The 25,611-nt window shown below is 66.0% G+C and carries 25 protein-coding genes and 1 tRNA gene; 12 read left to right on the top strand and 14 right to left on the bottom strand.

Going from position 1 to position 25,611, the window contains the following annotated elements:
* Positions 1 to 204: 204 nt before the first annotated feature.
* Positions 205 to 852, top strand: coding sequence for an RNA pyrophosphohydrolase (locus R9B84_RS02815; RefSeq protein WP_047899739.1), 648 nt, complete (start codon positions 205 to 207; stop codon positions 850 to 852).
* 13 nt (positions 853 to 865) lie between these two features.
* Complete coding sequence (locus tag R9B84_RS02810; protein ID WP_423759128.1) at positions 866 to 1,474, top strand: CNP1-like family protein; 609 nt, start codon at positions 866 to 868, stop codon at positions 1,472 to 1,474.
* Positions 1,475 to 1,570: 96 nt separating this feature from the next.
* On the opposite strand, the gene proB is transcribed toward R9B84_RS02810, so the two are convergent.
* The 4 genes from proB to rplU all read right to left on the bottom strand — a co-directional run bounded on the left by proB (position 1,571) and on the right by rplU (position 4,683).
* On the bottom strand, positions 1,571 to 2,689 hold the full coding sequence (gene proB / locus R9B84_RS02805; RefSeq protein WP_047899737.1) for a glutamate 5-kinase: 1,119 nt from the start codon (positions 2,687 to 2,689) through the stop codon (positions 1,571 to 1,573).
* Positions 2,690 to 2,779: 90 nt separating this feature from the next.
* Positions 2,780 to 3,892 (bottom strand): GTPase ObgE, encoded by a 1,113-nt coding sequence (gene obgE, locus R9B84_RS02800; protein ID WP_423759127.1) that lies wholly within the window; start codon positions 3,890 to 3,892, stop codon positions 2,780 to 2,782.
* A 191-nt stretch (positions 3,893 to 4,083) separates the two neighbouring features.
* Positions 4,084 to 4,347 (bottom strand): 50S ribosomal protein L27, encoded by a 264-nt coding sequence (rpmA, locus tag R9B84_RS02795; protein WP_006476999.1) that lies wholly within the window; start codon positions 4,345 to 4,347, stop codon positions 4,084 to 4,086.
* 24 nt (positions 4,348 to 4,371) lie between these two features.
* Complete coding sequence (rplU, locus tag R9B84_RS02790; RefSeq protein WP_006025184.1) at positions 4,372 to 4,683, bottom strand: 50S ribosomal protein L21; 312 nt, start codon at positions 4,681 to 4,683, stop codon at positions 4,372 to 4,374.
* 210 nt (positions 4,684 to 4,893) lie between these two features.
* On the opposite strand from rplU, the gene R9B84_RS02785 reads away from it, so the two are divergent.
* The 9 genes from R9B84_RS02785 (at position 4,894) to R9B84_RS02745 (ending at position 13,092) form a co-directional block, all read left to right on the top strand.
* Positions 4,894 to 5,889: a polyprenyl synthetase family protein gene (locus R9B84_RS02785; RefSeq protein WP_034182656.1), complete on the top strand. Its 996-nt coding sequence runs from the start codon at positions 4,894 to 4,896 to the stop codon at positions 5,887 to 5,889.
* A gap of 181 nt (positions 5,890 to 6,070) precedes the next feature.
* Positions 6,071 to 6,147, top strand: a tRNA-Pro gene (locus R9B84_RS02780).
* Positions 6,148 to 6,289: 142 nt separating this feature from the next.
* Positions 6,290 to 7,582 carry an HlyC/CorC family transporter gene (locus tag R9B84_RS02775; RefSeq protein ID WP_423759126.1) on the top strand — a complete coding sequence of 431 codons (1,293 nt, stop codon included), beginning with the start codon at positions 6,290 to 6,292 and terminating at the stop codon, positions 7,580 to 7,582.
* A 361-nt stretch (positions 7,583 to 7,943) separates the two neighbouring features.
* Positions 7,944 to 9,221, top strand: a complete 1,278-nt coding sequence (locus R9B84_RS02770; protein WP_423759125.1) for a GspE/PulE family protein — start codon at positions 7,944 to 7,946, stop codon at positions 9,219 to 9,221.
* Between the two features lie 2 nt (positions 9,222 to 9,223).
* The gene (locus tag R9B84_RS02765) at positions 9,224 to 10,429 is read left to right on the top strand and encodes a type II secretion system F family protein (RefSeq protein ID WP_423759124.1); all 1,206 of its coding nucleotides are present in this window, start codon (positions 9,224 to 9,226) and stop codon (positions 10,427 to 10,429) included.
* 47 nt (positions 10,430 to 10,476) lie between these two features.
* The gene (locus R9B84_RS02760; protein ID WP_423759123.1) at positions 10,477 to 11,388 is read left to right on the top strand and encodes a prepilin peptidase; all 912 of its coding nucleotides are present in this window, start codon (positions 10,477 to 10,479) and stop codon (positions 11,386 to 11,388) included.
* Between the two features lies 1 nt (position 11,389).
* Entirely contained in the window at positions 11,390 to 11,998 is a 609-nt protein-coding gene (gene coaE / locus R9B84_RS02755; protein WP_423759122.1) for a dephospho-CoA kinase, read from the top strand.
* A 109-nt stretch (positions 11,999 to 12,107) separates the two neighbouring features.
* On the top strand, positions 12,108 to 12,863 hold the full coding sequence (zapD, locus tag R9B84_RS02750; RefSeq protein ID WP_047899730.1) for a cell division protein ZapD: 756 nt from the start codon (positions 12,108 to 12,110) through the stop codon (positions 12,861 to 12,863).
* A gap of 28 nt (positions 12,864 to 12,891) precedes the next feature.
* A complete protein-coding gene (locus R9B84_RS02745) occupies positions 12,892 to 13,092 on the top strand; it encodes a DNA gyrase inhibitor YacG (RefSeq protein WP_175750257.1) in 201 nt (66 codons plus the stop codon).
* Positions 13,093 to 13,152: 60 nt separating this feature from the next.
* Here the strand turns inward: R9B84_RS02745 and R9B84_RS02740 are convergent, their stop codons facing one another.
* From R9B84_RS02740 to secA, 4 genes are all read right to left on the bottom strand, one after another.
* The gene (locus tag R9B84_RS02740; RefSeq protein WP_423759121.1) at positions 13,153 to 13,596 is read right to left on the bottom strand and encodes an NUDIX domain-containing protein; all 444 of its coding nucleotides are present in this window, start codon (positions 13,594 to 13,596) and stop codon (positions 13,153 to 13,155) included.
* Positions 13,593 to 14,462: an ATP-binding protein gene (locus tag R9B84_RS02735; protein WP_423759120.1), complete on the bottom strand. Its 870-nt coding sequence runs from the start codon at positions 14,460 to 14,462 to the stop codon at positions 13,593 to 13,595. The genes R9B84_RS02740 and R9B84_RS02735 overlap by 4 nt, the downstream gene beginning before the upstream one ends.
* A gap of 18 nt (positions 14,463 to 14,480) precedes the next feature.
* Positions 14,481 to 15,722, bottom strand: coding sequence for a bifunctional glutamate N-acetyltransferase/amino-acid acetyltransferase ArgJ (gene argJ / locus R9B84_RS02730; protein ID WP_423759119.1), 1,242 nt, complete (start codon positions 15,720 to 15,722; stop codon positions 14,481 to 14,483).
* A gap of 144 nt (positions 15,723 to 15,866) precedes the next feature.
* Entirely contained in the window at positions 15,867 to 18,665 is a 2,799-nt protein-coding gene (secA, locus tag R9B84_RS02725) for a preprotein translocase subunit SecA (protein ID WP_423759118.1), read from the bottom strand.
* A gap of 256 nt (positions 18,666 to 18,921) precedes the next feature.
* Between secA and R9B84_RS02720 the strand changes: the two genes are divergently transcribed.
* Positions 18,922 to 19,401, top strand: a complete 480-nt coding sequence (locus R9B84_RS02720) for a DciA family protein (RefSeq protein ID WP_423759117.1) — start codon at positions 18,922 to 18,924, stop codon at positions 19,399 to 19,401.
* 75 nt (positions 19,402 to 19,476) lie between these two features.
* Here the strand turns inward: R9B84_RS02720 and lpxC are convergent, their stop codons facing one another.
* From lpxC to R9B84_RS02690, 6 genes are all read right to left on the bottom strand, one after another.
* On the bottom strand, positions 19,477 to 20,394 hold the full coding sequence (gene lpxC / locus R9B84_RS02715) for a UDP-3-O-acyl-N-acetylglucosamine deacetylase (RefSeq protein WP_047899723.1): 918 nt from the start codon (positions 20,392 to 20,394) through the stop codon (positions 19,477 to 19,479).
* 240 nt (positions 20,395 to 20,634) lie between these two features.
* Positions 20,635 to 21,141 (bottom strand): peroxiredoxin, encoded by a 507-nt coding sequence (locus tag R9B84_RS02710; protein ID WP_423759116.1) that lies wholly within the window; start codon positions 21,139 to 21,141, stop codon positions 20,635 to 20,637.
* Positions 21,142 to 21,329: 188 nt separating this feature from the next.
* Positions 21,330 to 22,526 (bottom strand): cell division protein FtsZ, encoded by a 1,197-nt coding sequence (gene ftsZ, locus R9B84_RS02705; protein WP_006477012.1) that lies wholly within the window; start codon positions 22,524 to 22,526, stop codon positions 21,330 to 21,332.
* Positions 22,527 to 22,637: 111 nt separating this feature from the next.
* Entirely contained in the window at positions 22,638 to 23,870 is a 1,233-nt protein-coding gene (gene ftsA, locus R9B84_RS02700; RefSeq protein ID WP_034182640.1) for a cell division protein FtsA, read from the bottom strand.
* A 26-nt stretch (positions 23,871 to 23,896) separates the two neighbouring features.
* Complete coding sequence (locus tag R9B84_RS02695; RefSeq protein ID WP_047899721.1) at positions 23,897 to 24,649, bottom strand: cell division protein FtsQ/DivIB; 753 nt, start codon at positions 24,647 to 24,649, stop codon at positions 23,897 to 23,899.
* A 19-nt stretch (positions 24,650 to 24,668) separates the two neighbouring features.
* Positions 24,669 to 25,610 (bottom strand): D-alanine--D-alanine ligase, encoded by a 942-nt coding sequence (locus tag R9B84_RS02690; protein WP_048251126.1) that lies wholly within the window; start codon positions 25,608 to 25,610, stop codon positions 24,669 to 24,671.
* Position 25,611 lies beyond the last annotated feature (1 nt).

Here is a 25,611-nt window from a genome sequence, read left to right as displayed (position 1 = left end):
AAACGGCGCCCCCAGGCGGGGCGCCCGAAAAAGTTTCAAGGTGAAAAAGCTGCGCGCGACGAACGACGATGGCGCAGATGACGTAGCAGACTAATCAGGGACAATTCAGCCGGCGCGCCCCGCGCGGATTCGCTCCGTCACGGTGCGCAGCGCCCGTTATCTGTTTATAATCAAAGCAATTTTAAAGGATTCGAAGGTGGTTGTATGCTGGATCGTGAAGGCTTTCGCCCGAACGTCGGCATCATCCTCTTGAACGCGCGCAACGAGGTGTTTTGGGGCAAGCGGCTCCGCGAGCACTCCTGGCAGTTTCCTCAAGGTGGGATCAAGTACGGCGAGACCCCCATGCAGGCGATGTACCGGGAACTGCACGAGGAAACGGGCCTGCATCCGGAACACGTCAAGATAATCGGCCGCACTCGCGACTGGTTGCGTTACGAGGTGCCTGACAAGTTCATCAAACGCGAAGTACGCGGTCATTACCGCGGCCAGAAGCAGATCTGGTTCCTGCTGCGGATGGTTGGACGCGATTGCGACATTTGCTTGCGCGCGACCGATCACCCGGAGTTCGATGCGTGGCGCTGGAACGAGTACTGGGTGCCGCTCGATGCGGTGATCGAGTTCAAGCGGGATGTCTATCAGTTGGCGCTGACGGAACTGTCGCGCTTCCTGCGCCGCCCGGCGCAGCGAGCCGAAAAGCCGCGCGGGCCGCGTCTGTCGCGCTATCCGCGCGTCATTGGCGCACAGGCCCAGCAGACGTTGACGATTGTCGACACATCGGTAGTCTGTTCGGAGATCGAAGTGGAAGCGAGCACGCTCGACGCGATGCCGCCCCACGTGATCGTCGGCAAATGACGAGTCGGACTGCATGACCGGGCGCGACCTTGGTGTCGCGCCCTTTTTTTACGAGGAATGCATATTGAAAGCGATTGCTCTCGCGCTCGCATCGATTGCCGCGGCGGCCACGCTGGCCGGTTGCGCGAATTCGAAGACGCCGACCAACAAGGATGACAGCGAGTTCGTGTATCTGCTGGACCGCCAGGGTACCTGGAAGGAAAACACGGTCGACACGCTGCCGCCTATGCCGCAGACGAGCGACCTGCTGCCGTTCAACGTATCGCAGAACACGCCGCTCAAGTTCTTCGTCGACGCAAAGTCGCTCGCGGTCGGCACCGATGGCGTCGTGCGCTACGCCGTCGTCATCACGAGCCCGGCCGGCGCGCGCAATGTGAACTACGAAGGCATCCGCTGCGACACCTACGAATGGCGCCAGTACGCCGGCCTGAATTCGGATCACGACGGCTGGGACCGCACGGTCGAGAACGACTGGCGGCGCATCGAGAACGGCGAACTGAATGCGTACCACTCGTCGCTTTATCAGGACTACTTCTGCGCGAACAAGATGCCGCAGGGCTCGACCCAGCAGATCCTGGAGAACATCCGGTTTCACCGCACCGCGATGAACCAGTTGCGCTGACGGCGTACGGGACGGGCCGCCTGCCAGCCCCGCCGCATGAAAAAAGCCCGCGTGACGCGGGCTTTTCTATTTGGCTATCTGAACCGGAACGGGCAATCACACCAGCACGAGGTTGTCGCGGTGGATCAATTCAGGCTCCAGCATGTAGCCGAGCACGCTCTCGATCTCGCCGCTCGGCTTGCGCTGAATCAGCTTCGTTTCCGAGCTGCTGTAGTTCGTGAGCCCGCGCGCCACTTCGCGCCCGTCGGGGCCGACACACGCGATCACCTCGCCGCGCGCGAACGCGCCCTGCACGTCGGTCACGCCGATCGGCAGCAGGCTCTTGCCGCCAGCCGTCAGTTTCTCGACCGCGCCCGCGTCGATCACGACATGGCCGCGCACCTGCAGGTGGTCGGCCATCCATTGCTTGCGCGCCGCCATCCGCGCCGTACGTGCGATCAGTTGCGTGCCGATCGCCTCGCCGGCCGCCAGACGCACGAGCACGTCTGACTCCCGGCCGCTCGCGATCACGGTGTTCGCGCCGCTGTGCGCCGCACGCTTCGCCGCGAGGATCTTCGTCAGCATCCCGCCGCGGCCGAGGCTCGAGCCCGCGCCGCCCGCCATCGCCTCGAGTTCCGGCGCGCCCGCGTTGGCCTCGGCAACGAGCGTCGCGTTCGGATCCTTGCGCGGATCCGCCGTGAACAGCCCCGACTGGTCGGTCAGGATGATCAGCGCATCGCCTTCGATCAGGTTCGCGACGAGCGCACCGAGTGTGTCGTTGTCGCCGAACTTGATTTCGTCGGTAACGACCGTGTCGTTCTCGTTGATGATCGGGACGACGCCGAGCCGCAGCAGCGTGAGCAGCGTCGAACGCGCATTCAGGTAACGCTCGCGGTCCGCCAGGTCGGCGTGCGTGAGCAGGATCTGTGCGGTACGGATGTCGTGTTCGGTGAAGCGGCTCTCATAGACCTGCGCGAGCCCCATCTGGCCGACTGCGGCGGCGGCCTGCAGCTCGTCGATTTCCCGCGGTCGCTTGCTCCAGCCGAGCCGCTGCATCCCTTCGGCGATCGCCCCCGAACTGACGAGCACGACTTCCTTGCCCTGAGCACGCAGTGCGGCGATCTGGGCGGCCCAGCGGCCGATTGCAGCATGATCGAGCCCTTTGCCGTCGTTGGTCACGAGGCTGGAGCCCACCTTCACCACCAATCGCTTCGAATCCGCGATGATCGAACGCATCCTGCACTGTCTCCTGTATCTGATGCCTGCCCGGCCGGGCGCAATTGAACGCCGGCGCCGGGCGGCACGCCCGGCGCGTTCCGGAACCGCTCAGGCGTCGTCGCCCGGTGCTGCACCGCCGTTCGCAGGCGGCGCATCGCGGAAACGCACGTCCGCCGCGAGATCTTCCGCTTCCGCCGCGCGATGCGCGTCCGAATGCTGGGACAGGTAATCGAAGATCGCGTAGCACAGCGCTTCACAGCCTTGGCCCGTCAGCGCCGAAATCTCGAACACGGGGCCGTTCCAGCCGAAGCGGTCGAGGAAATCCGCGACGCGCGCTTCGCGCTCGTCTTCCGGCACCATGTCGAGCTTGTTGAGCACGAGCCAGCGCGGCTTCTCGTAGAGCGCCTCGTCGTACTTGCGCAGCTCGCCGACGATCGCGGTCGCTTCCGCGACCGGATCGACGCTTTCGTCGAACGGGGCGAGATCGACAAGATGCAGCAGCACGCCGGTGCGCTGCAGGTGACGCAGGAACTGATGGCCGAGGCCCGCACCTTCGGCGGCGCCCTCGATCAGCCCCGGGATGTCGGCGATCACGAAGCTCTTGCTCGGGCCGACGCGCACCACGCCGAGATTCGGCGCGAGCGTCGTGAACGGGTAGTCGGCGATCTTCGGTCTCGCGTTCGACACCGACGAAATGAACGTCGACTTGCCCGCATTCGGCATGCCGAGCAGGCCGACATCGGCGAGCACCTTCAACTCGAGCCTCAGCATGCGCCGCTCGCCGGGCTTGCCGTCCGTCTTCTGGCGCGGCGCGCGGTTCGTGCTCGACTTGAAATGCAGGTTGCCGAGGCCGCCGGAGCCACCCTGTGCGAGCATCACCTGCTGGTCGTGCTCGGTCAGGTCGGCGATCAGCTCGCCGGTATCCATGTCGTTGATGATCGTGCCCACCGGCATACGCAGCGTGACGTCGTCGCCGCCCTTGCCGTAGCAATCCGAGCCGCGACCGTTTTCGCCGTTGCGCGCCAGGTGCTTCTTCGCGTAACGGTAGTCGATCAGTGTGTTGATGTTGCGGTCGGCGATCGCGTAGACGCTACCGCCCCGGCCGCCGTCGCCGCCGTCCGGCCCGCCGAACGGGACGAATTTCTCGCGGCGCATCGACGCGCTGCCATCGCCTCCGTCGCCGGCGATGACTTCGATTCGTGCTTCGTCAATGAACTTCATTCGTCACTCCGCCCAGTATTTCCACTATTGTGCCGCGCGCCGGTGCGCTTGAACAATCTGCCGTTCGGCCGATCGTACGCCGGTTGCGCGACGGTCGCCGGAGCGCACATGCGCCCGGCGGCCAAATAAAAAAAGGCCCCGCGAAGACTGCGGGGCCTTTCGGCTTCGAAGCCCTTGGTACCTAAATAAACTTAGGCAGCCGCCGGGACGACGATGACCAGATGCTTCTTGTCCGCGCCCTTCGTCGCGAACTTCACGTGACCGTCGACCAGCGCGAACAGGGTGTGATCCTTGCCCATGCCGACGTTCTCGCCTGCGTGCATGCGCGTGCCGCGCTGACGCACGATGATGCCGCCGGCATTGATTGCCTGGCCGCCGTACACCTTCACGCCGAGACGTTTCGACTCGGAGTCGCGGCCGTTCCGGGAAGAGCCGCCTGCCTTTTTGTGTGCCATCTGATTGCTCCTTTACCGAGGCGCTTACGCGTTGATCGCGTCGATGCGCAGCTCAGTGTAGTTCTGGCGGTGGCCGCCGTGCTTTTGGTAGTGCTTCCGGCGACGCATCTTGAAGATGGTGACCTTGGCATGACGACCGTGCGACACAACGGTGGCCTTGACGGAAGCCCCACTGACCAGCGGCGTACCGAACTTAATCGATTCGCCTTCGCCCACTGCGAGAACCTGGTCGAGCGTGATTTCAGCGTCAATGTCAGCCGGTATCTGTTCTACTTTGAGTTTTTCGCCAACGGCAACCTTGTACTGCTTGCCGCCGGTTTTTATGACCGCGTACATTGAGAACCTCACTCTGGATCCAAATTTTCCGCACACCACGCGCGGAAAACACGTGATTATACATGGGGTTAGCACCGAAGTCAAAACCGATCGACGATTGCCGCGCACGGGCCTCGGCCGGACGGCCAAAATCGCGGCTGCGGCGCGTGCGACAGACCGGGAGATCTCGGATTCGACTTATAATCCGCGGCATCACCCAATTCCATCATCATGTCGTCGTCCACCGCCTCCCCCACCCTCAGCGCCGCCCACCTGCTCGCCCCGATCACCAGCGACATGGAGCAGGTGAATCGCGTTATCCGGCAAAGCCTCGCGTCCGACGTGCTGCTGATCAACCAGATCGCCGAGTACATCATCGGCGCGGGCGGCAAGCGGCTGCGTCCGGCGTTGCTGCTGCTCGTCGCCGGCGCGCTCGGCGAAACGTCGCACCAGCGGCACGTGCTGGCCGCCGTCGTCGAGTTCATCCACACGGCCACGCTGCTGCATGACGACGTCGTCGACGAATCCGAGCTGCGCCGCGGCCGCCAGACCGCCAACGCGCTGTTCGGCAACGCGGCGAGCGTGCTGGTAGGCGATTACCTCTATTCGCGCTCGTTCGAGATGATGGTCGGCGTCGGCAAGATGCGCGTGATGGAGATCCTGTCCGAAGCGACAACGATCATTTCCGAAGGCGAGGTGCTGCAGCTCCTCAACATGCACGACGCGGACGTCGACGAAACGCGCTACATGCAGGTGATCCGCTACAAGACGGCCAAGCTGTTCGAGGCGTCGGCGCGCCTCGGCGCGGTGCTCGCGGGCGCCGATGCGCCGACCGAAGCAGCCGCCGCCGAATACGGCCGCCGGATCGGCACCGCGTTCCAGATCATGGACGACTGGCTCGACTACGCGGGCACCGTCGAGGCGATGGGCAAGAATGCCGGCGACGACCTGCGTGAAGGCAAGCCGACGCTGCCGCTCATCTACCTGATCGAACGCGGCACGCCCGAACAGTCGGCGCTTGCACGCGAAGCGATCGAACAAGGCGGCACCGATCGCTTCGACACGATCTTCGAAGCGATCACGCGCTCGGGCGCGCTGGATCACACGCTCGAATGTGCACGTCAGGAAGCGCAGGCGGCCGCGGCAGCGATCGCCGCGTTCCCCGATTCGATCTACAAGGAGAGCCTGCTCGCGCTGTGCTCGTACTCGACGTCGCGGCAGTCGTAAGCGCATTGCGTGCGTCGTCGCCACTGCTGCGACGACGCACGTTCGACACGGTGCGATTCCCGTGTCTTGAAAAATTTCTTCGCCAAGGTATTCCATTTTCGAAGAAACGTCGTTATAGTTATGTTCTTGCTCGACGACGCAGCGGTCTTGAAGAAGACTGCGAAATCGGAAGAGTCCAAATCGGGGTGTAGCTTAGCCTGGTAGAGCGCTACGTTCGGGACGTAGAGGCCGGAGGTTCGAATCCTCTCACCCCGACCAGATTTGTAAAAAACCGTGCACGATGTGCACGGTTTTTTTTCGTCCAGCCGCTGCGGGCCCATCGTGTCGCGCACGACACATCGCGGTCGCCGGCCTCTGCTATATTCCCTCCATCCCTGTCCTTCACTGCCCTTTCCGACGCGTGGACCAAATTCCCTTATGGGCGCAAATCGGCGCCGTCTTCCTGCTTCTCCTCTGTTCCAGCTTCTTTTCCATTTCCGAGACTGCGATGATGGCGCTCAATCGCCATCGGCTGAAGCATCTCGCCGGCCAGGGCGCGCTCGGCGCAAAGACCACGCAGGGGCTACTCACGCGTACTGACCTGCTGCTCAGCGTGATCCTGATCGGCAACAACCTGTTCAACACGATCATCCCGGTCCTGACGACGTCGCTCGCGCTTCATACGTTCGGCCGCAACAACCTCGCGCTGTCGATCGCGACCGGCATCGTCGCGTTCCTGATCATCGTGTTCGCGGAAATCGCGCCGAAGATCGTCGGCGCAACCTTCCCCGAACGCATCGCCTTGCCCGCGAGCCTCGTGATCGCGCCGCTGATGCGCGTGTTCAAGCCGGTCGTCTGGTTCGTCAACGCACTCGCGAACGGCGTGCTGTGGGTGCTGCGCATCAACACGAAGAAGGGCCGCGACCAGCGGATGTCGACCGACGAGCTGCGGGCCATCGTGCTCGAGTCGAGCAGTTTCATGCCGACCAAGCACCGCAGCATCCTGCTCAACCTGTTCGACCTCGAGAACATCACGGTCGACGACGTGATGGTGCCGCGCCGCCAGATCGAGTCGCTCAACTTCTACGCGCCGCTCGACGATGTCCTGCACGAGCTCGAAACCTGCTATCACAACCGGCTCGTCGTCTACGAGGGCGACATCGACAAGGTGCTCGGCGTGCTGCACGTGCGCAAGACGCTGACCGCGCTGCACAACCAGGAGTTCGACCGCGAAACGCTGCGCTCGCTGCTCGCCGAACCGTACTATGTGCCGTCGGGCACGCCGGTGGTTCAGCAGCTCCAGTATTTCCAGGAGACCCGGCAGCGTACCGCGCTCGTCGTCAACGAATACGGCGAGCTCGAAGGGCTCGTCACGCCCGAAGACATCATCGAGGAACTGATCGGCGAATTCACGACGTCGATGCCGCGCAGCGAACGCGCGGGCGGCTGGGACGAGAACGGCGAATGCATCGTCTCGGCCAGCATGCCGCTGCGCGAACTGAACCGCTGGCTGCACCTGAAGCTGCCGACCAACGGGCCGAAGACGCTGAACGGGCTGATTCTCGAAATCCTCGAGGAAATTCCGGAAGACGACGTGTGCCTGAAAATCGGCGACGTGATGCTCGAGGTGATGCGCAGCGACGACCAGGCCGTGCGCACCGTCAAGCTCTTCAAGCCGCGCGGCACGCGCACCGCGCGCACCGCCCTGCGCTAGGGCCTGTTCCGGCTAATAACGGGCTTGCGCTGGCCCCCAGGAGGGCCGAGCGCAAGGAGCATGACGCAGCGATCGGCCCTTCTGGTGGTCAGCCCCGCAAATGACTTTCTCCAATCAGGGGAACGTGCCTTTCCGCCCGCATTGCGGCGTCGTTCGACGTTGCAATAGCTACGGCTATTGCGCCTCCTTTCTCCTTGCACGCGCCCAAGGGAAGTCTCCTTGGGGGACGGGCGGAAAGGCACGTTCGCAAGCCCGTTATTAGCGGAAACAGGCCCTGGCCGAACAGCCGACTGCCGGCGCCGCCCGCGACGCGCGACCATCTGCAGGTCACGTTCAACAGGCGGCCTACGCGCCGGCTCACATGCATTTCCCTCCTCCCGGGGCGCCGCTGCGCACGCAGCCGACGCCCGTCCACTCCGATGCGTCGTCCGCCGCCGCACCACACGCGCTCGACGCGGCCCAGCTCGACGACGCACCGGCCGTGCGGCTGCTGACCGACACGCTTCACGCGGCACGCGTGCGCGACGCATCCGACATCCACGTCGAACCGTTCGAAGCCGGCTGGCGCATCCGGCTGCGCATCGACGGCGTGCTGCACGAACATGCGCGGCCGCCCCTGCACCTGCGCGACGCGCTCGTCACACGGATCAAGGTCCTCGCGCGCATGGACATCGCCGAGCGGCGGCTGCCGCAGGACGGCAGGCTGCGCATCGCAATCGACGGCGGCACGCGCGGCGACTACCGCGTCAGTTCGCTGCCCACGCTGTTCGGCGAGAAGCTCGTGCTGCGGCGCCTCGAAACGCTGCCGCCCGATCTCACGCTCACCCGCCTCGGCTTCGACGCGCAGCAGGCGGCCGCGATGGAGGCGGCGATACGCGCACCGCACGGCCTCGTGCTCGTCACGGGCCCGACCGGCAGCGGCAAGACGCTGTCGCTCTACTGCGCGCTGCAGATGCTCGATCGCGACGCGCACAACGTCTGCACGGTCGAGGATCCGGCCGAGATCCAGCTCGACGGCATCAGCCAGGTCGGTGTCGCCGAAAAGGCGGGGCTCACGTTCGCGACGGCGCTGCGCGCGTTGCTGCGGCAGGATCCGGACATCATCATGGTCGGCGAGATTCGCGACGCGGAGACGGCCGACGTCGCGATCAAGGCCGCGCAGACCGGCCATCTCGTACTGTCGACGCTGCACACGAACGACGCGCCGGCCGCCGTCGCGCGGCTGCTCGACATCGGCGTCGCGCCGTACAACCTCGCGGCCGCGCTGCACCTCGTCACCGCACAGCGCCTCGTCCGGCGCTTGTGCGTCGCCTGCCGCGTCCACTCGGACGCACCGGTGCGCGTGCTGCGGGAAGCCGGCTGCGACCCGGCGGCCCTGGCAGCCGGATGGCGGCCGTTCGTCGCGCGCGGCTGTTCCGCGTGTCACGGTATCGGCTATCGCGGCCGCATCGGCCTGCATCAGACGATGCCGGTATCGCCCGAGCTGGCGGAACGCATCGTCGCGCGGGCGAGCGTCGGCGAACTCGCGCAGTGCGCGGCAGCCGAAGGCGTGCGCAATCTGCGTGACGCGGCCTTCGCGCGCGTCCGGGACGGCACGACGAGTATCGCGGAAGCCGTCGCCGCGACACCGGCGGCGTGAGCATGCGCACGCCGCCGCGTGAAACCCGCTTCGCATGGCGCGGCCGCCGCCGCGACGGCACGCCGCGCCGCGGGACCATCATCGCCTTCGACGCCGCGGCTGCGCGCGCCGCACTCGCGCGCGACGGCATCGCTGTAACGTCGCTCGACGTCCGCGGGCCGGCCCGGCCGCCGGCGGCCGGCGCACGGGACATCACGCGCTTCACGCGCCAGCTCGCGAGCCTGCTGCAGGCCGGGCTGCCGCTCGCGCCGTCACTCGAGATGCTCGCGCGTACGCGCACGCGCGACGGCGTACCGCGCATCGCCGCGGGCCTCGCCCGCGAGATCGTCGGCGGGCAACGCTTCGCCGACGCGCTCGCACGCTATCCAGGGCAGTTCGGCACGCTGTATCGCCAGTTGATCGAAGTCGGCGAAGCGTCCGGCTCGCTCGGCATCGTGCTGACACGGGTCGCGGAACACCGCGAGCGCGCCGACGCGCAGTGGCGCAAGCTGCGTGCCGCACTCGCGTATCCGGCGGCCGTCATCCTGTTCGCGCTCGCGATCTCGGCTGCGTTGATGGTGTGGGTCGTGCCGACGTTCCGGCAGATCTTCGACGGTTTCGGCACCGCACTGCCGGCGCCGACCCGCGCATTGCTTGCGCTATCCTCCGCGCTGTCGGCGTGGGGCGGTGTGCTCGTGGCCGGTGCTGCAGCTACGGGGTTTGCCGCCCATCACGCGCTTCGGCGGTCGGCGCCGCTGCGCCATACGGTCGCGCGGCGCCTGCTGCACGCCCCGCTCGCGGGCAGCGCGCTCACGCGGTTTGCCGCGGCACGCTGGTGCCGCTCGCTTGCGACGCTGCTCGGCGCCGGCGTCCCGCTCGCCGACGCCTTCGCGACACTCGAGCGCACGGCCGGCCATCCGGTGTTCGAGCAGGCCACCGCGCACATCGCGGCACGCGTGCTGCGCGGCGCGCGTCTCGCCGACGCAATGCAGTCGGCCGGCTGCTTTCCGGACGACGTCGTGCAACCGATCGCCGTCGCCGAGGAGACCGGCGCGCTCGACACGATGCTCGCCGACCTCGCCACGCTGTGCGAACGCCAGCTCGACGCGCGCCTCGATACGCTCGCGGCGCTCGGCGAACCGCTGATCGTGATCGTATTGGGCGCCCTCGTCGGCGGCCTCGTGATCGCGATGTACCTGCCCATCCTTCAGCTCGGCAACGTGGTGTAGCATCGCAACCGATTCTGTCGCCTTTTAAAGTCCGAACCTTGAGCCTCATGACGCCCGCGCCCCTGTACGCCGTTCCCGATTCGCCCGAGAGCACGCTGCTCGCACTGGCGATGCTGCCGCCCGCGCTGCAGTATGCGTTCGCGGTCGTCATCGGCCTTTGCGTCGGCAGCTTCCTGAACGTGGTCGTGCACCGGCTGCCCGTGATGATGCAGCGCGCATGGCAGGCCGAGATCGCCGAAGCGACCGGCAACGCCGGCACCGCCCCGGACGACGGCTATCCGCCGCGCTACGATCTGTGGCACCCGCGCAGCGCATGCCCGCATTGCGGCCACGTGCTGCGCGCGTGGGAAAACATCCCCCTCGTCAGCTACCTGATGCTGCGCGGGCGCTGCCGCCGCTGCGGCCACGCGATCGGCATCCGTTATCCGCTCGTCGAGCTCGCGTGCGCGCTGCTCGCCGCCGGCTCGCTCGCCGCGTTCGGCCCGACCGTTGCCGCACTTGCCGCCTTCGCGCTGTGCGCCGCGCTGCTGGCGATGAGCGCGATCGATATCCGCACCGGCTACCTGCCCGATTCGATGACGCTGCCGCTCCTTTGGGCCGGGCTCGTGCTGAATCTCGGCGGCACGTTCACGTCGCTACGCTCGGCCGTGATCGGCGCAATGGCCGGCTACCTGTTCCTGTGGTCGATCTACTGGCTGTTCAAATGGTTGCGCGGCATCGAGGGCATCGGCTTCGGCGACCTGAAGCTGCTCGCCGCGCTCGGCGCGTGGATGGGCTGGGCCGCACTGCCGCAGGTCGTGCTGTTCGCCGCGGTGACGGGCGCGGTCGTCGGGCTCGTCGCGACCTGGCGCGGCCGCATGCGCTTCGAGGAGCCGATTCCGTTCGGCCCGTTCCTCGCGGCGGGCGGCGTCGCGACGCTGTTTTTCGGCACCCCTTTCTATGCGGCGCTCGGAGGCTGACATGTTCGCAGTAGGACTCACCGGCGGCATCGGCAGCGGCAAAACGACCGTCGCCGACCTGTTCGGCGCCCGCGGCGCATCGCTCGTCGATACCGATCTGATCGCCCACCGCATCACCACACCGGGCGGTCTCGCGATGCCTGCGATCGAACAGGCGTTCGGCCGCGGCTTCGTTGCCGCGGACGGTTCGCTCGATCGCGCGAAGATGCGCGCACTGATTTTCAGCGACGACGACGCGCGCCGGCGCCTCGAGGCGATCACGCACCCGCTGATTCGCGCGGAAACCGATCGCGAGGCGCGCGAAGCGCAGGGCCCGTATGTGATGTTCGTCGTGCCGCTGCTCGTCGAGTCGGGCAACTGGAAGGCACGCAGCAATCGCGTGCTCGTGGTCGACTGTCCGGTCGAAACGCAGATCGCGCGCGTGATGCGGCGCAACGGGTTCACGCGCGCGCAGGTCGAGGCGATCATCGCAAGACAGGCGACGCGCGAGGCCCGTCTCGCGGCGGCCGACGATGTGATCGTCAACGACGCGACGACGCCCGATGCGCTCGCCGCGCAGGTCGATGCACTGCACCAGCGCTATCTCGGGTTCGCGGCCGCCGCGCAGTGAGCCTCGGGCGCAATCGTGATGGCGTACGAAATTGGTGCGTTGCTAGGGTAGAGAGTGAGCATTAGAATGTCCTGCATTGTTTCAATCCCTACCCAAGAGGCGAGCGCGCTTGATTCTTTACGAGTATCCGTTCAACGAGCGAATTCGCACGCTGTTGCGCCTCGAAGACCTGTTCGAGCGCTTCGCGTTCTTTTTGGCTCAGGAGGACCCGCGTGAACACCACGTCGCGCTGACGACGCTGTTCGAAATCGCCGAGGTAACCGGCCGCGCGGACCTGAAATCGGATCTGATGAAGGAGCTCGAACGTCAGCGCCAGACGCTCGCCCCCTTTCGCGGCAATCCGGGCATCGAGCAGAACGCGCTCGAAGCCGTGCTCGGCGAAATCGAGCAGACGCTCGCGAATCTCGCGCAGATGCAGGGCAAGACCGGGCAGCACCTCGTCGACAACGAGTGGCTCGCCAGCATCCGCAGCCGCGCGGTGATTCCCGGCGGCACCTGCAAGTTCGACCTGCCTTCGTACTATGCGTGGCAACAATGGCCCGCCGAGCAGCGGCGCCAGGACATCGCGAAGTGGATCATGCCGATGCTGCCGCTGCGCGACGCCGCGTCGATCGTGCTGCGCCTCGCGCGCGAATCGGGTCAGGCGTCGAAGGTCATGGCGATGCAGGGCAGCTACCAGCAGATGCTGTCCGGCCGCACGTACCAGCTGATGCAGGTGCGCGTGCCGCCGGAGTTGCGCGTCATTCCCGAAGCGAGCGCGAACAAATACATGCTGTGGGTACGGTTCACCATGCAGGACGGCGATGTGCGGCCGCGCGCGGTGGACATCGACGTGCCGTTCCACCTGACACTGTGCAATCTGTAACGGCCGCGTGCCGGATCGACGCTTTCGTATGACTACCGTTGTGAAATGCCCGTCGTGCGGCGCCGAAGTGCGCTGGACACCTGAAAATCAGTTCCGCCCGTTCTGTTCGGCCCGCTGCAAGCAACTCGACCTCGGCGCCTGGGCTGCGGAAAAGTACCGGATCGGTGGTACGTCCGACGAAGGCCCTTCGTCGGAAGAAGACGGCACGGACGACCGCCGCGACAGCTGAGCGGCGCGCGACACCGCCCGTCGGCGATATGGCCCGCCTTTCCGGCAGGCCGACGCGGCATCAGTGCGACGCCGCTTCCTTCTCGAGCAATTCGAGCACCGGCAGCGCCGCCGGCAGCAGCGGCGCGACGTCGACCGGCAGTTGCTGCCACACGAACGCCTGCCCTTCCTTGCTGTGCGGCTCGCCCGTCCAGCCCGTCACCTTGCAGAAATAAAGCCGCACGTACGCGTGCGGATAATCGTGCTCGAGCGTGTGCCAGCGGTGGCTGGCCGTGACAACGATGCCGAGTTCCTCGTGCAGTTCCCGCGCCAGCGCGTCCTCGACGCTCTCGCCGGCTTCCAGCTTGCCGCCCGGAAACTCCCAGTAGCCTTCATACGGCTTGCCCTGCAGCCGCTGCGCGAGCAGATAGCTACCATCCGGCTGCACCATCACGCCAACCGCGACTTCCGTCACCTTGCGGCCATCCGGCGCCCGGACGGCGCCCTGTGCGAGATCCACGCTCATGCCTGCTCCTTGCGGCCCGACCAGTCGCGCGCGAACTGCCACGCCACGCGTCCCGACCGCGAACCGCGCTCGAGCGCCCACACGAGCGCGTCGCCGCGCGCGGACTCGATCTCTGCATCCGCGCAGCCGAAATGACGCAGCCAGTGCGCGACGATGCCGAGGTAGTCGTCCTGCTTGAACGGGTAGAAGCTGACCCACAGGCCGAAGCGCTCCGACAGCGAGATCTTCTCCTCGACGACTTCGCCGGGGTGAATCTCGCCGTCCGGGAGATGCTTGTACGACTCGTTGTCGCTCATGTACTCGGGCAGCAAATGGCGGCGGTTCGACGTCGCGTAGATCAGCACGTTGTCCGACTGCGCGGCGATCGAGCCGTCGAGCGCGACTTTCAGCGCCTTGTAGCCCGATTCGCCTTCCTCGAACGACAGGTCGTCGCAAAACACGATGAACCGCTCCGGACGCTGCGAGATCAGCTCGACGATGTCGCCGAGATCGTGCAGATCATCCTTGTCGACTTCGATCAGGCGCAGCCCGTCCGTCGCATATGCGTTCAGGCACGCCTTGATCAGCGACGACTTGCCGGTGCCGCGCGCGCCGGTCAGCAGCACGTTGTTGGCCGGCTTCTGCTGCACGAACTGCCGCGTGTTCTGTTCGATCAACCCTTTCTGGCGATCGATGTTGTGCAGGTCGCCGAGCGTGATCGACGACACTGCCGGCACCGGCTGCAGGTAGCCGCGCCCCTGGCGCTTGCGCCAGCGGAACGCGTGCGCGGCGTTCCAGTCGATGGCCGCCGGCGCGGGCGGCAGCATCCCCTCGAGGCGGCCGAGCAGCGCTTCCGCGCGCGTCAGAAACTGTTCAAGCTTGTCCATGTCGTTCGAACGCTCCGATCAGGAGCGGTAATCCGCGTTGATGCTCACGTAATCGTGCGACAGGTCGCACGTCCACACGGTTGCCTGCGCGTCGCCGCGGCCGAGCAGCACACGGATCGTGATTTCGCTCTGCTTCATCACGCGCTGGCCGTCCTCTTCCTGGTAGGCCGGGTTGCGGCCGCCCGCCTTCGCGACGAGCACGTCGTCGAGATAGAGGTCGATCTTGCCTACGTCGAGATCCGCGACGCCCGCATAACCGATCGCCGCGAGAATCCGGCCGAGGTTGGGGTCGGATGCGTAGAAGGCCGTCTTCACGAGCGGCGAATGGCCGATCGCGTACGCGATCTGACGGCATTCGGCGACGCTCTTGCCGCCTTCGACCTGCACCGTCATGAATTTCGTTGCGCCTTCGCCATCGCGCACGATCAGTTGCGACAGCACCTGTGCGACTTCCGTCACCGCATCGCGCAGCGCCGCATAGGCCGGCGAATCGGTCGACGTGATCGCGGGCAGCGTGCTCTTGCCCGACGCGATCAGGATGAACGAGTCGTTCGTCGACGTGTCGCCGTCGATCGTGATGCAGTTGAACGAGCGGTCGGCGACTTCCTTCACGAGCGTGTCCAGTACCGGCTGCGCGACGTTCGCATCGAACGCGAGGAAGCCGAGCATCGTCGCCATGTTCGGCTTGATCATGCCGGCGCCCTTGCTGATGCCCGTCAGCGTGACCGTGTGGCCGTCGATCGCGACCTGGCGCGACGTGGCCTTCGGCAGCGTGTCGGTCGTCATGATCGCCTGCGCGGCGTCGAACCAGTTCGCGGCCTTGCGGTTCTCGAGCGCGGCCGGCAGGCCGGCCTTCAGGCGGTCGATCGGCAGCGGCTCGAGGATCACGCCGGTCGAGAACGGCAGCACCTGCGCCGGCTCGATGCCCGCGAGGCGTGCGAGTTCCGTGCAGGTCTCGCGGGTGTTCACGAGGCCCGGCTCGCCGGTGCCCGCGTTCGCATTGCCCGTGTTCACGACCAGTGCACGGATGCCCGCGCCGCCCGCGCGCACCTTCGCCAGGTGCTCGCGGCACACGGTGACCGGCGCGGCGCAGAAACGGTTTTCGGTGAACACGCCCGCGACCGTCGCCCCTTCTTCGACGGAGATCACCAGCACGTCCTTGCGATTCGGCTTGCGGATGTTCGCTTCCGCCCAGCCGAGCGTGACGCCGGCGACGGGATGCAGTTGGGCGGGATCGATCGACGGAAAATTGACAGCCATGGGGCACACCTGCCGGATGGAAAATGCCGGCACGTGCCGGCATCGATTGGAAGAACCGGCGGCCGCGCACGCGGGCCGCCGCAACTCACATCACTCACTCGAAGCTGCGAACGAAGCGGCACGCGTGACGCATGCCGCCGTCGATCATGACAGCTTCCCGTGACAGTGCTTGTACTTCTTGCCGCTGCCGCACGGGCACGGATCGTTACGGCCGACCTTCGGCATCTCGCCGCCGGGGCCGCTGTGGAGCATCGCGCTGTCGACCATGTCGGCTGTCGCCGCCGCGGCCGCGACGGCCGCCCCGCCGGCCACCGGCGCGGCGGCTTCGGCGAACTCGGCGTGCTGGTACTCGACGTTCTCGAGATGGCTGCTGCGCTCTTCGATCTGCTCGGCCGCTTCCTCGAGCTGCTCCGGCGACTGGATCTGCACGTTCATCACGACCCGCGTGACTTCCTGCTTGATCGCCTCGAGCATCGCGGCGAACAGCTCGAACGCTTCGCGCTTGTATTCCTGCTTCGGGTTCTTCTGCGCATAACCGCGCAGGTGGATGCCCTGACGCAGGTGGTCGAGCGCCGCGAGGTGTTCGCGCCACAGGCGGTCGACCGTCTGCAGCATCACCGAACGCTCGAACGCGCTGAACGATTCGCGGCCGACCATCGCGACCTTGCCATCGTACTGCTCGTCGGCGGCCGTCATCACCGCGTCGAGAATCTCCTCGGCCGTGATCGACGACGACTCGTTCACCATTTCCTGGATCGCGAGGTCGAGCTGCCAGTCGTTGCGCAGCGCTTCCTCGAGCTCGGGCACGTCCCACTGCTCCTCGATGCTGCCTTCCGGCACGAACTGGCGGACGACCTCGGCAATCACGCCGTGGCGCATCGCGGTGATCGTCTCGGTGATGTCGTGTGCTTCGAGCAGTTCGTTGCGCTGCTGGTAGATGACCTTGCGCTGGTCGTTCGACACGTCGTCGTATTCGAGCAGCTGCTTGCGGATGTCGAAGTTGCGCGCTTCGACCTTGCGCTGCGCGGACTCGATCGAACGCGTGACGATGCCGGCCTCGATCGCCTCGCCTTCCGGCATCTTCAGGCGATCCATGATCGAGCGCACGCGGTCGCCCGCGAAGATGCGCAGCAGCGGATCGTCGAGCGACAGGTAGAAGCGCGACGAGCCCGGATCGCCCTGGCGGCCCGCTCGGCCGCGCAACTGGTTGTCGATCCGGCGCGATTCGTGGCGCTCGGTGCCGATGATGTGCAGGCCGCCCGCGGCCTTCACCTGCTCGTGCAGCGTTTCCCACTCGTCGTGCAGCTGCTGGATGCGGCGCGCCTTTTCGTCGGCCGGGATCGCTTCGTCGGCCTCGATGAACGCAGCCTGCTTCTCGGCGTTGCCGCCGAGCACGATGTCGGTGCCGCGGCCGGCCATGTTGGTCGCGATCGTCACGCGGTTCGGACGGCCGGCTTCCGCGACGATCGCCGCTTCACGCTCGTGCTGCTTCGCGTTCAGCACTTCGTGCGGCAGGCCGGCCTGCTTCAGCAGGTGCGACAGCAGCTCGGAGTTCTCGATCGACGTCGTGCCGACCAGCACCGGCTGGCCGCGCTCGTAGCAGTCGCGGATGTCGCGGATCACCGCGTCGTAGCGCTCCTTGGCCGTCTTGTAGATCTGGTCCTGCTTGTCGATCCGCTTCGGCGGACGGTTGGTCGGGATCACGACCGTCTCGAGACCGTAGATCTCGTTGAATTCGTACGCTTCGGTGTCCGCGGTACCCGTCATGCCCGCGAGCTTCGCGTACATCCGGAAGTAGTTCTGGAACGTGATCGATGCGAGCGTCTGGTTCTCGCTCTGGATCTTCACATGCTCCTTCGCCTCGACGGCCTGGTGCAGGCCGTCGGACCAGCGGCGGCCGGCCATCAGGCGGCCCGTGAATTCGTCGACGATGACCACTTCGCCGTTCTGCACGACGTAGTGCTGGTCCTTGTGGAACAGCGTGTGAGCGCGCAGCGCCGCGTACACGTGGTGCATCAGCGTGATGTTCTGCGGCGCGTACAGGCTCTCGCCATCGCCGATCAGGCCCCATTCGGCGAGCAGCCGCTCGGCCTTCTCGTGGCCCAGTTCCGTCAGGAACACCTGGCGCGACTTCTCGTCGAGCGTGTAGTCGCCCGGCTTCTCGACGCCCGTGCCGTCCGCCTTCTCCTCGCCGATCTGGCGCTCGAGCAGCGGCGGCAGCGCGTTCATCCGCACGTACAGCTCGGTGTGATCCTCGGCCTGGCCCGAGATGATCAGCGGCGTGCGCGCCTCGTCGATCAGGATCGAGTCCACTTCGTCGACGACCGCGAAGTTCAGTGCCCGCTGCACGCGTGCGTCGGTCTCGTAGACCATGTTGTCGCGCAGGTAGTCGAAGCCGAACTCGTTGTTCGTGCCGTACGTGATGTCCGCCGCGTACGCCTGCTGCTTCTGGTCGTGCTCCATGCCGGACAGGTTGATGCCGACCGACAGACCGAGGAAGTTGTAGAGGCGCGCCATCCATTCGGCGTCACGCTGCGCGAGGTAGTCGTTGACGGTCACGACGTGCACGCCGCGCCCGGCCAGCGCATTCAGGTACACGGGCAGCGTCGCGACGAGCGTCTTGCCTTCGCCGGTGCGCATTTCCGCGATCTTGCCGTAGTGGAGCACCATGCCGCCGATCATCTGCACGTCGAAGTGCCGCATCTTCAGCACGCGGCGGCTCGCCTCGCGACAGACCGCGAACGCTTCGGGCAGCAGCTTGTCGAGTGACTCGCCGGCCGCAACCCGCTGGCGGAATTCGTCCGTCTTGCCGCGCAACTGGTCGTCCGTCAGCTTCTCGATCTGCGTTTCGAGCGCATTGATCGTCGTGACGGTCTTTTGGTATTGCTTGACGAGCCGCTGGTTGCGGCTGCCAAAAATTTTCTGGAGAAAACCGGTTGTCATCGGATCGGATCCTGCGTCGCAGCACCGGCGCCCGGCGCGTGTTGCGCGCCCCGACGCCCGAGCCTCGGCGGCTTAGCGAATTAGTGGACTCAAACGGTGAATTTTAGCACGCGGGAACGCGTGCGCCCGTGTCTCGGCCGGACGGGCATTGCGCGCCGACGGCCGGGCGGACCGGGCGAAAGCCGCCCGTGGGCAGGCCGGCGCGGGTACAATCGGCGTCAACGTCCGCGCGCGTGCGCGCCCGAAGAATGCCTCGATGAACCGATTTTCCAAGCGTTTCGGCCCGCTCGCCGCGCATCGCCCGCAACCCGTGTCCGAAGTGCTCGGCCGCACCGACGCGTTCACGGCGCTGCGCGCCGGCGTCGAGCAAATCGCGTCGCTGCAGCGCGATCTGTCCGCGCTCCTGCCCGACTATCTTGCGAATCATGTCGATCCGGGCTTCATCAAGGACGGCACCCTGACCCTCTTTGCCGCGCACAATGCGCTGGCCGCGCGACTGCGGCAGGTCGAGCCGCGGCTGCTCGGCGATCTCCAGAAGCGCGGCTGGCCCGTCGCGACGCTGCGCGTGCGCGTACGTCCGAAGGACGCGCCGGAGCCGCCGCACGTGAAGCAGGCGCGGATGACCTCGGTCGGTGCCGCCGCATTGCGCGACCTCGCCGATCACCTCGAACAGTCGCCGCTGCAGGCCGCGCTCGCGCGAATGGCGGCCCGGCACGGCGCGAAATCGCCGCGCTGAGCGCGCCGCCGCCGGCAGCCTGCCAATAAAAAAACGGCCCGCAGGCCGTTTTTTATCGCTGATGCGGAACGCCGGTCAGGCGAACGCAGTCTGCGCGTCGAACGCGAAGCCGCTCGGCGCAGCCTGCGGATCGTCGAACGTGACGATCTCGTATGCGTCTTCGTGCGCGAGCAGCTCGCGCAACAGCGCGTTGTTCAGCCCGTGCCCCGACTTGTATGCGGTGTACGACGCCAGCAGCGGATGGCCGACCACGTACAGGTCGCCGATCGCGTCGAGCATCTTGTGCTTCACGAACTCGTCGTCATAGCGCAGCCCGTCGTTGTTCAGGATCCGGTATTCGTCGAGCACGATCGCGTTGTCCATGCTGCCGCCGCGCGCCAGGCCCAGCTCGCGCAGCATCTCGGCTTCGTGCGCGAAGCCGAACGTGCGTGCGCGCGCGATTTCGCGCACGTACGACGTATTCGCGAAGTCGACCTCGAGCTCCTGGCCGGTCTTGTCGACGGCCGGGTGGCGGAAGTCGATCGAGAACTTCAGCTTGAAGCCGAAATACGGATCGAGACGTGCGAACTTGTCGCCGTCGCGGATTTCAACCGGCTTCGTCACCTTGATGAAGCGCTTCGGCGCGTTCTGCTCCTCGATGCCGGCGGACTGGATCAGGAACACGAAGGTCGCCGCGCTGCCGTCCATGATCGGGATTTCCTCGGCCGTCACGTCGACATAGAGGTTGTCGATGCCGAGGCCGGCGCATGCCGACATCAGGTGCTCGACCGTCGACACGCGCGCACCATCCTTCTGCAGCACCGACGCGAGCCGCGTGTCGCCGATCGACATCGCCGATGCGGGAATGTCGACGGGCGTAGGCAGGTCGATGCGCGAGAAGACGATGCCCGTGCCCGGCGCGGCGGGACGGAGCGTCAGTTCAATCTTGCGGCCCGAGTGGAGACCGATACCCACGGTCTTCACGATCGATTTGATGGTGCGCTGCTTCAGCATGGTGTTCTTCGTCTTGATTGAAGATATCAATCAGGAGTTATATTCGATAGACGGGATTATAGCGTAATTCCCTATTCAACGCTGTTTGAAACTGCGTATCAATCTGTTTCGGCAGTTTACCCGCGCCGATACGGGACGGGCCGATGCCCGGAACGGAGGCGTTTCCGGTCATCAGCCCGTGTTACAACTGCCCTGAGGCCGGTGAGCAGCGTTGCCGGCAGGCAACGGCGCACCGCACGATCAGGACGTCAACGTCGCGAGAACACTCGCCGCATCGCTCACTTCGAATTTGCCCGGCGCCTCGACGGCCAGCGTCTTGACCACACCGCCGTCAATCACCATCGCGTAGCGCAGGGAACGAATTCCCATGCCACGCGCGGACAAATCCTGCGTCAGCCCCAGCGCATGAGTGAAAGCCGCGCTACCGTCCGCCATCATGCGCACCTTGCCCGCGGTGTGCAGATCACGTCCCCATGCGCCCATCACGAATGCGTCGTTGACGGACACGCACCAGATCTCGTCGATACCCGCCGAGCGCAGTTGCTCGGCGTGTTCGACGTAGCCCGGTACATGCTGCGCCGAGCAGGTCGGCGTGAAAGCGCCCGGCAATCCGAAGATCACCACCCGCTTTCCCGCAACCTGGTCGTGCACGCTGAAGGCATTCGGCCCCAGCGTGCACCCTTCGCGCGCGTCGTCGATGAACTCGAACAACTGCGCGTCGGGCAGCGCGTCGCCCACTTGAATCATGGCTGGTCCCTCATAGCGATACGGTTTTTCAGCGTGTTGCGGACAGCACGGCCCATCCCGCCCCGCTTGAGCGAAGAGGGCACGTTTCCCGGCCCGGCGTCGCATCCGACGCGGCCTGTCGTGGTCCGTAGCATCCGTCACGCCGGCGATACCGCGGCGATTTCGCCGCGGCTTCGCCTGTGTTTGCGTCAGTCAGCCTGCTTGCGCAGGAAAGCCGGGATGTCGTACGTGTCGACACCCTTCTCCTGCAGCGCCTGCACGTGCGATGCCGCGGTTTCGCGCGAGTTGCGCCACACCGCCGGCGTATCGAGCGCGCCGTAGTCGGCCGTGCTGACGTGATGCGGCTGCGCATAGCCGTGCGACACCGCGCTGACCGGCTGGTTGTCCGTACCCGTGCGCAGCAGCGTCATCGGAGCCGACTGCTGCTTCTTCGCCGCACGGCCCAGACCCGTCGCCACGACCGTCACGCGCAACGCATCGCCCATCGCGTCGTCGTACACCGCACCGAAGATCACCGTGGCATCTTCCGCCGCGTAGCTCTTGATCGTGTTCATCACTTCGCGCGTTTCCGACAGGCGCAGCGAACGGCTCGACGTGATGTTGACCAGCACGCCGCGCGCGCCCGACAGATCGACGCCTTCGAGCAGCGGGCTCGCCACGGCCTGTTCCGCCGCGAGGCGTGCGCGATCGACGCCGGCGACCGTCGCCGTGCCCATCATCGCCTTGCCCTGCTCGCCCATCACCGTCTTCACGTCTTCGAAGTCGACGTTCACGAGGCCATCGACGTTGATGATTTCAGCGATGCCTGCGACCGCGTTGTTCAACACGTCGTCCGCGCACTGGAAGCACTTGTCCATCTCGGCGTCGTCGCCCATCACGTCGAACAGCTTGTCGTTCAGCACGACGATCAGCGAGTCGACGTGATCCTCCAGTTGCTGCGAACCTGCTTCGGCGACGCGCATGCGCTTGCCGCCTTCGAACTCGAACGGCTTGCTGACGACACCGACCGTCAGGATGCCCATCTCTTTCGCGATCTGCGCGACCACCGGTGCCGCGCCCGTGCCCGTACCGCCGCCCATGCCGGCCGTAATGAACACCATGTGCGCGCCGCGCAGTGCGTCGGCGATGCGCTCACGCGCTTCTTCCGCTGCCGCACGGCCCATTTCCGGCTTCGCACCGGCGCCGAGGCCCGTGTTGCCAAGCTGGATCACCGACGATGCGCGCGAACGCGACAGCGCCTGGGCGTCCGTGTTCATCACGATGAAGTCGACGCCCTGCACGCCGCGGTTGATCATGTGCTGTACGGCATTGCCGCCAGCGCCGCCAACGCCGACCACCTTGATGATGGTGCCGTTGGTCTCGGTTTCCAGCATTTCGAATTCCATGTTGCCTCCGTCAAGAGAATGACTGCTAATCGGCCGTTATTCGGCAGGAGATCGGGCAACCCCCTGTCGCGCGCCAGCCGCCGGCACCAGCGCGAATTTCGATTCGGTTCGTCAGAAGTTGCTCAGGAACCATTCCTTCATCCGCGAGAACACCTGCCCCGCGTTGCCGGACTGCACGGCGACCTTGCGGCCACGCATGCGCTGGGCACTGCCTTCGACGAGCAGCCCCATCGCCGTCGAGTAGCGCGGATTGCGCACGACGTCGGAGAGGCCGCCTGCATACTCCGGCGCGCCGATGCGCACCGGTTTCAGGAAAATGTCTTCGCCGAGCTCGACCATGCCCGGCATCATCGCGGCACCGCCGGTAATGACCACGCCGGAGCTCAGCAGTTCTTCGTAACCCGACTCGCGCACGACCTGCTGCACGAGCGAGAACAGCTCCTCGACGCGCGGCTCGATCACGGCCGCGAGCGCCTGGCGCGACAGCGTGCGCGGGCCGCGCTCGCCGAGACCCGGCACTTCGACCATCTCGTCCGGATCGGCGAGCGCCTGCTTCGCGATCCCGTAGCCGACCTTGATGTCTTCCGCATCCGGCGTCGGCGTGCGCAGCGCCATCGCGATGTCGCTCGTGATCTGGTCGCCGGCGATCGGAATCACCGCGGTGTGGCGGATCGCGCCTTCGGCGAAGATCGCGATGTCCGTCGTGCCGCCGCCGACGTCGACCAGCACCACGCCGAGATCCTTCTCGTCTTCCGTCAGCACGGCCAGCGACGACGCGAGCGGCTGCAGGATCAGGTCGTTCACTTCCAGCCCGCAGCGGCGCACGCACTTGACGATGTTCTGCGCGGCGCTCACCGCGCCCGTCACGATGTGCACCTTCACCTCGAGGCGGATGCCGCTCATCCCGATCGGCTCGCGCACGTCTTCCTGGCCGTCGATGATGAATTCCTGCGTGAGGATGTGCAGCACCTGCTGGTCGGTCGGGATGTTGATCGCCTTCGCGGTCTCGATCACGCGTGCGACGTCGGTCTGCGTGACTTCCTTGTCCTTGATCGCGACCATCCCGCTCGAGTTGAAGCTGCGGATGTGGCTGCCCGCGATCCCCGTGAACACGTTGGTGATCTTGCAGTCGGCCATCAGCTCGGCTTCCTCGAGCGCGCGCTGGATCGACTGCACGGTGGCCTCGATGTTGACCACCACACCTTTCTTCAGACCCTTCGACTCGCTCTGGCCGAGACCGATCACCTCGTAGTGACCCTCGCCCTTCAGCTCGGCGACGATGGCCACCACCTTCGACGTGCCGATGTCGAGGGAAACCAGCAGATCCTTGTAGTCTTTGCTCATAAAGTGCTCTTGCGTGTGATCTCTCGTTACTTCTTGCGCTTGTCGGTATCGGTCAGGAACCGCATGCCTGCCGCGCGAATCGCGAATCCGTTCGGATAGCGCAGGTCCGCGTACTCGATGTCGTTGCCCCAACGCTCCGTGACGGCCGGCCAGGCGGCGACAAGGCGCTGGCTCCGGTCATGCAGCGATTCGCTGTTGCGCTCCTTGCCCAGCTCGACCTGCATGCCGTTCGACAGCTTCACCGTCCACGCGTACCGCGCCGACAGCGTCACTTCTTCCGGCGCCGCCTTCAGCGGCGCAAACCATTTCCCGAAGTCGCGATACCGCGTGACGACTTCCTTCGCACTGCCCTCCGGACCGTCGAACGCCGGCAGTTCCTTGTCCAGTTCGCCCTGGTTCGCGGTGAACAGTTCGCCGTCGACGCTCACGAGCTGGTCGCTGCCCCAGGTCCCGAGCGGTTTGTACTCCTCGAGCGTGACAGCCAGCGCATTCGGCCACACCCGGCGCACGCTCGCATGGCGCACCCACGGCATCTGCTCGAACGCGGCGCGCGCCGTGTCGAGATCCACCGTGAAGAAATTGCCCTTCAGCCGGCCGACCACGCCCGCGCGCACCGTCGGCGAGTTGATGTGTTCGGTGTCGCCGTCGATCCGGATTTCCCGCAGCGCGAACGTCGGGCGCTGGATCAGCCAGTAGCAGCCGGCCGCCGCCAACACGAGCAGCAGCAGCGCGTACAGCGCGCTGGCGGCAAGGTTGAGTTGGCGAACGTTGTTCCACATACGTCGTTCCGTTCCTGCGTCAGTCGTTGAGCGTGAGCGACAGCACCTTCACGACCAGCTCCGAATAGCTGATGCCGACCGCGCGCGCGGCCTTCGGCGGCAGCGAGTGGTCGGTCATCCCGGGGGCCGTGTTCACTTCCAGGAAATACGCATTGCCGGCCGCGTCGAGCATGAAATCCGCGCGGCCCCAGTCGGTGCAGCCGAGCACGTCGAACGCGCGGCGCGCGATGCGCTTCAGCTCCGCTTCCTGTTCGGCCGGCAGGCCGCACGGGATCAGGTACTGCGTATCGTCGGCGACATACTTCGCGTGGTAGTCGTAGAACTCGCCCGCCGGCACGATCTTGATCAGCGGCAGATCGAGATCGCCGGCGATGCACGCGGTGTATTCGCCACCGCCTTCGATGCTCTTCTCGACGATCACGATCTTGTCGTGCGTCGCGGCTTCCTCGAGCGCGGCCGGCAGCGCGTCGGCCGTCTTCACCTTCAGCACCGCGACGCTCGAGCCCTCGCTCGCCGGCTTCACGAACAGCGGCAGGCCGAGCTTCGCGACGATTTCCGGCGCGCGCGCCGCGAGGTCGTCGCCGCGCATCACCGTCTCGAACGGCGGCGTCGGCACGCCCGTCTGCTGCCACACGAGCTTCGTGCGGAACTTGTCGAGGCCGAGCGCCGACCCGAGCACGCCGCTGCCCGTGTAGCGGATCCCGTAGAAATCGAGCGCACCCTGAATCTGGCCGTTCTCGCCGTAGCCGCCGTGCAGCGCGTTGAACGCACGCACGAAACCTTCGTCCTTCAGCGCCGACAGCGGCCGCTCGGCCGGGTCGAACGGATGCGCATCGACGCCCGCGTCACGCAGGCCCTGCAGCACGAGCCGGCCCGAGGTGAGCGACACCTCGCGCTCGGCGGACTCGCCGCCGAACAACACCGCCACCTTGCCGAAACGTTTCGGATCGATCCCGCTCATG

The organism is Burkholderia sp. NLJ2, assembly GCF_049487195.1.
Taxonomy (GTDB): Bacteria; Pseudomonadota; Gammaproteobacteria; order Burkholderiales; family Burkholderiaceae; genus Burkholderia; species Burkholderia pyrrocinia.
Note: the sequence above shows the minus strand (reverse complement) of the source record. Positions and strands in the feature narration are given on the sequence as shown.

Coding starts and splice junctions, on each gene's coding strand:
- R9B84_RS02815 (WP_047899739.1), top strand. CDS start 205: ATGCTGGATCGTGAAGGCTTTCGCCCGAACGTCGGCATCATCCTCTTG.
- R9B84_RS02810 (WP_423759128.1), top strand. CDS start 866: ATGACCGGGCGCGACCTTGGTGTCGCGCCCTTTTTTTACGAGGAATGC.
- proB (WP_047899737.1), bottom strand. CDS start 2,689: ATGCGTTCGATCATCGCGGATTCGAAGCGATTGGTGGTGAAGGTGGGC.
- obgE (WP_423759127.1), bottom strand. CDS start 3,892: ATGAAGTTCATTGACGAAGCACGAATCGAAGTCATCGCCGGCGACGGA.
- rpmA (WP_006476999.1), bottom strand. CDS start 4,347: ATGGCACACAAAAAGGCAGGCGGCTCTTCCCGGAACGGCCGCGACTCC.
- rplU (WP_006025184.1), bottom strand. CDS start 4,683: ATGTACGCGGTCATAAAAACCGGCGGCAAGCAGTACAAGGTTGCCGTT.
- R9B84_RS02785 (WP_034182656.1), top strand. CDS start 4,894: ATGTCGTCGTCCACCGCCTCCCCCACCCTCAGCGCCGCCCACCTGCTC.
- R9B84_RS02770 (WP_423759125.1), top strand. CDS start 7,944: ATGCATTTCCCTCCTCCCGGGGCGCCGCTGCGCACGCAGCCGACGCCC.
- R9B84_RS02765 (WP_423759124.1), top strand. CDS start 9,224: ATGCGCACGCCGCCGCGTGAAACCCGCTTCGCATGGCGCGGCCGCCGC.
- R9B84_RS02760 (WP_423759123.1), top strand. CDS start 10,477: ATGACGCCCGCGCCCCTGTACGCCGTTCCCGATTCGCCCGAGAGCACG.
- coaE (WP_423759122.1), top strand. CDS start 11,390: ATGTTCGCAGTAGGACTCACCGGCGGCATCGGCAGCGGCAAAACGACC.
- R9B84_RS02745 (WP_175750257.1), top strand. CDS start 12,892: ATGACTACCGTTGTGAAATGCCCGTCGTGCGGCGCCGAAGTGCGCTGG.
- R9B84_RS02740 (WP_423759121.1), bottom strand. CDS start 13,596: ATGAGCGTGGATCTCGCACAGGGCGCCGTCCGGGCGCCGGATGGCCGC.
- R9B84_RS02735 (WP_423759120.1), bottom strand. CDS start 14,462: ATGGACAAGCTTGAACAGTTTCTGACGCGCGCGGAAGCGCTGCTCGGC.
- argJ (WP_423759119.1), bottom strand. CDS start 15,722: ATGGCTGTCAATTTTCCGTCGATCGATCCCGCCCAACTGCATCCCGTC.
- secA (WP_423759118.1), bottom strand. CDS start 18,665: ATGACAACCGGTTTTCTCCAGAAAATTTTTGGCAGCCGCAACCAGCGG.
- R9B84_RS02720 (WP_423759117.1), top strand. CDS start 18,922: ATGAACCGATTTTCCAAGCGTTTCGGCCCGCTCGCCGCGCATCGCCCG.
- lpxC (WP_047899723.1), bottom strand. CDS start 20,394: ATGCTGAAGCAGCGCACCATCAAATCGATCGTGAAGACCGTGGGTATC.
- R9B84_RS02710 (WP_423759116.1), bottom strand. CDS start 21,141: ATGATTCAAGTGGGCGACGCGCTGCCCGACGCGCAGTTGTTCGAGTTC.
- ftsZ (WP_006477012.1), bottom strand. CDS start 22,526: ATGGAATTCGAAATGCTGGAAACCGAGACCAACGGCACCATCATCAAG.
- ftsA (WP_034182640.1), bottom strand. CDS start 23,870: ATGAGCAAAGACTACAAGGATCTGCTGGTTTCCCTCGACATCGGCACG.
- R9B84_RS02695 (WP_047899721.1), bottom strand. CDS start 24,649: ATGTGGAACAACGTTCGCCAACTCAACCTTGCCGCCAGCGCGCTGTAC.
- R9B84_RS02690 (WP_048251126.1), bottom strand. CDS start 25,610: ATGAGCGGGATCGATCCGAAACGTTTCGGCAAGGTGGCGGTGTTGTTC.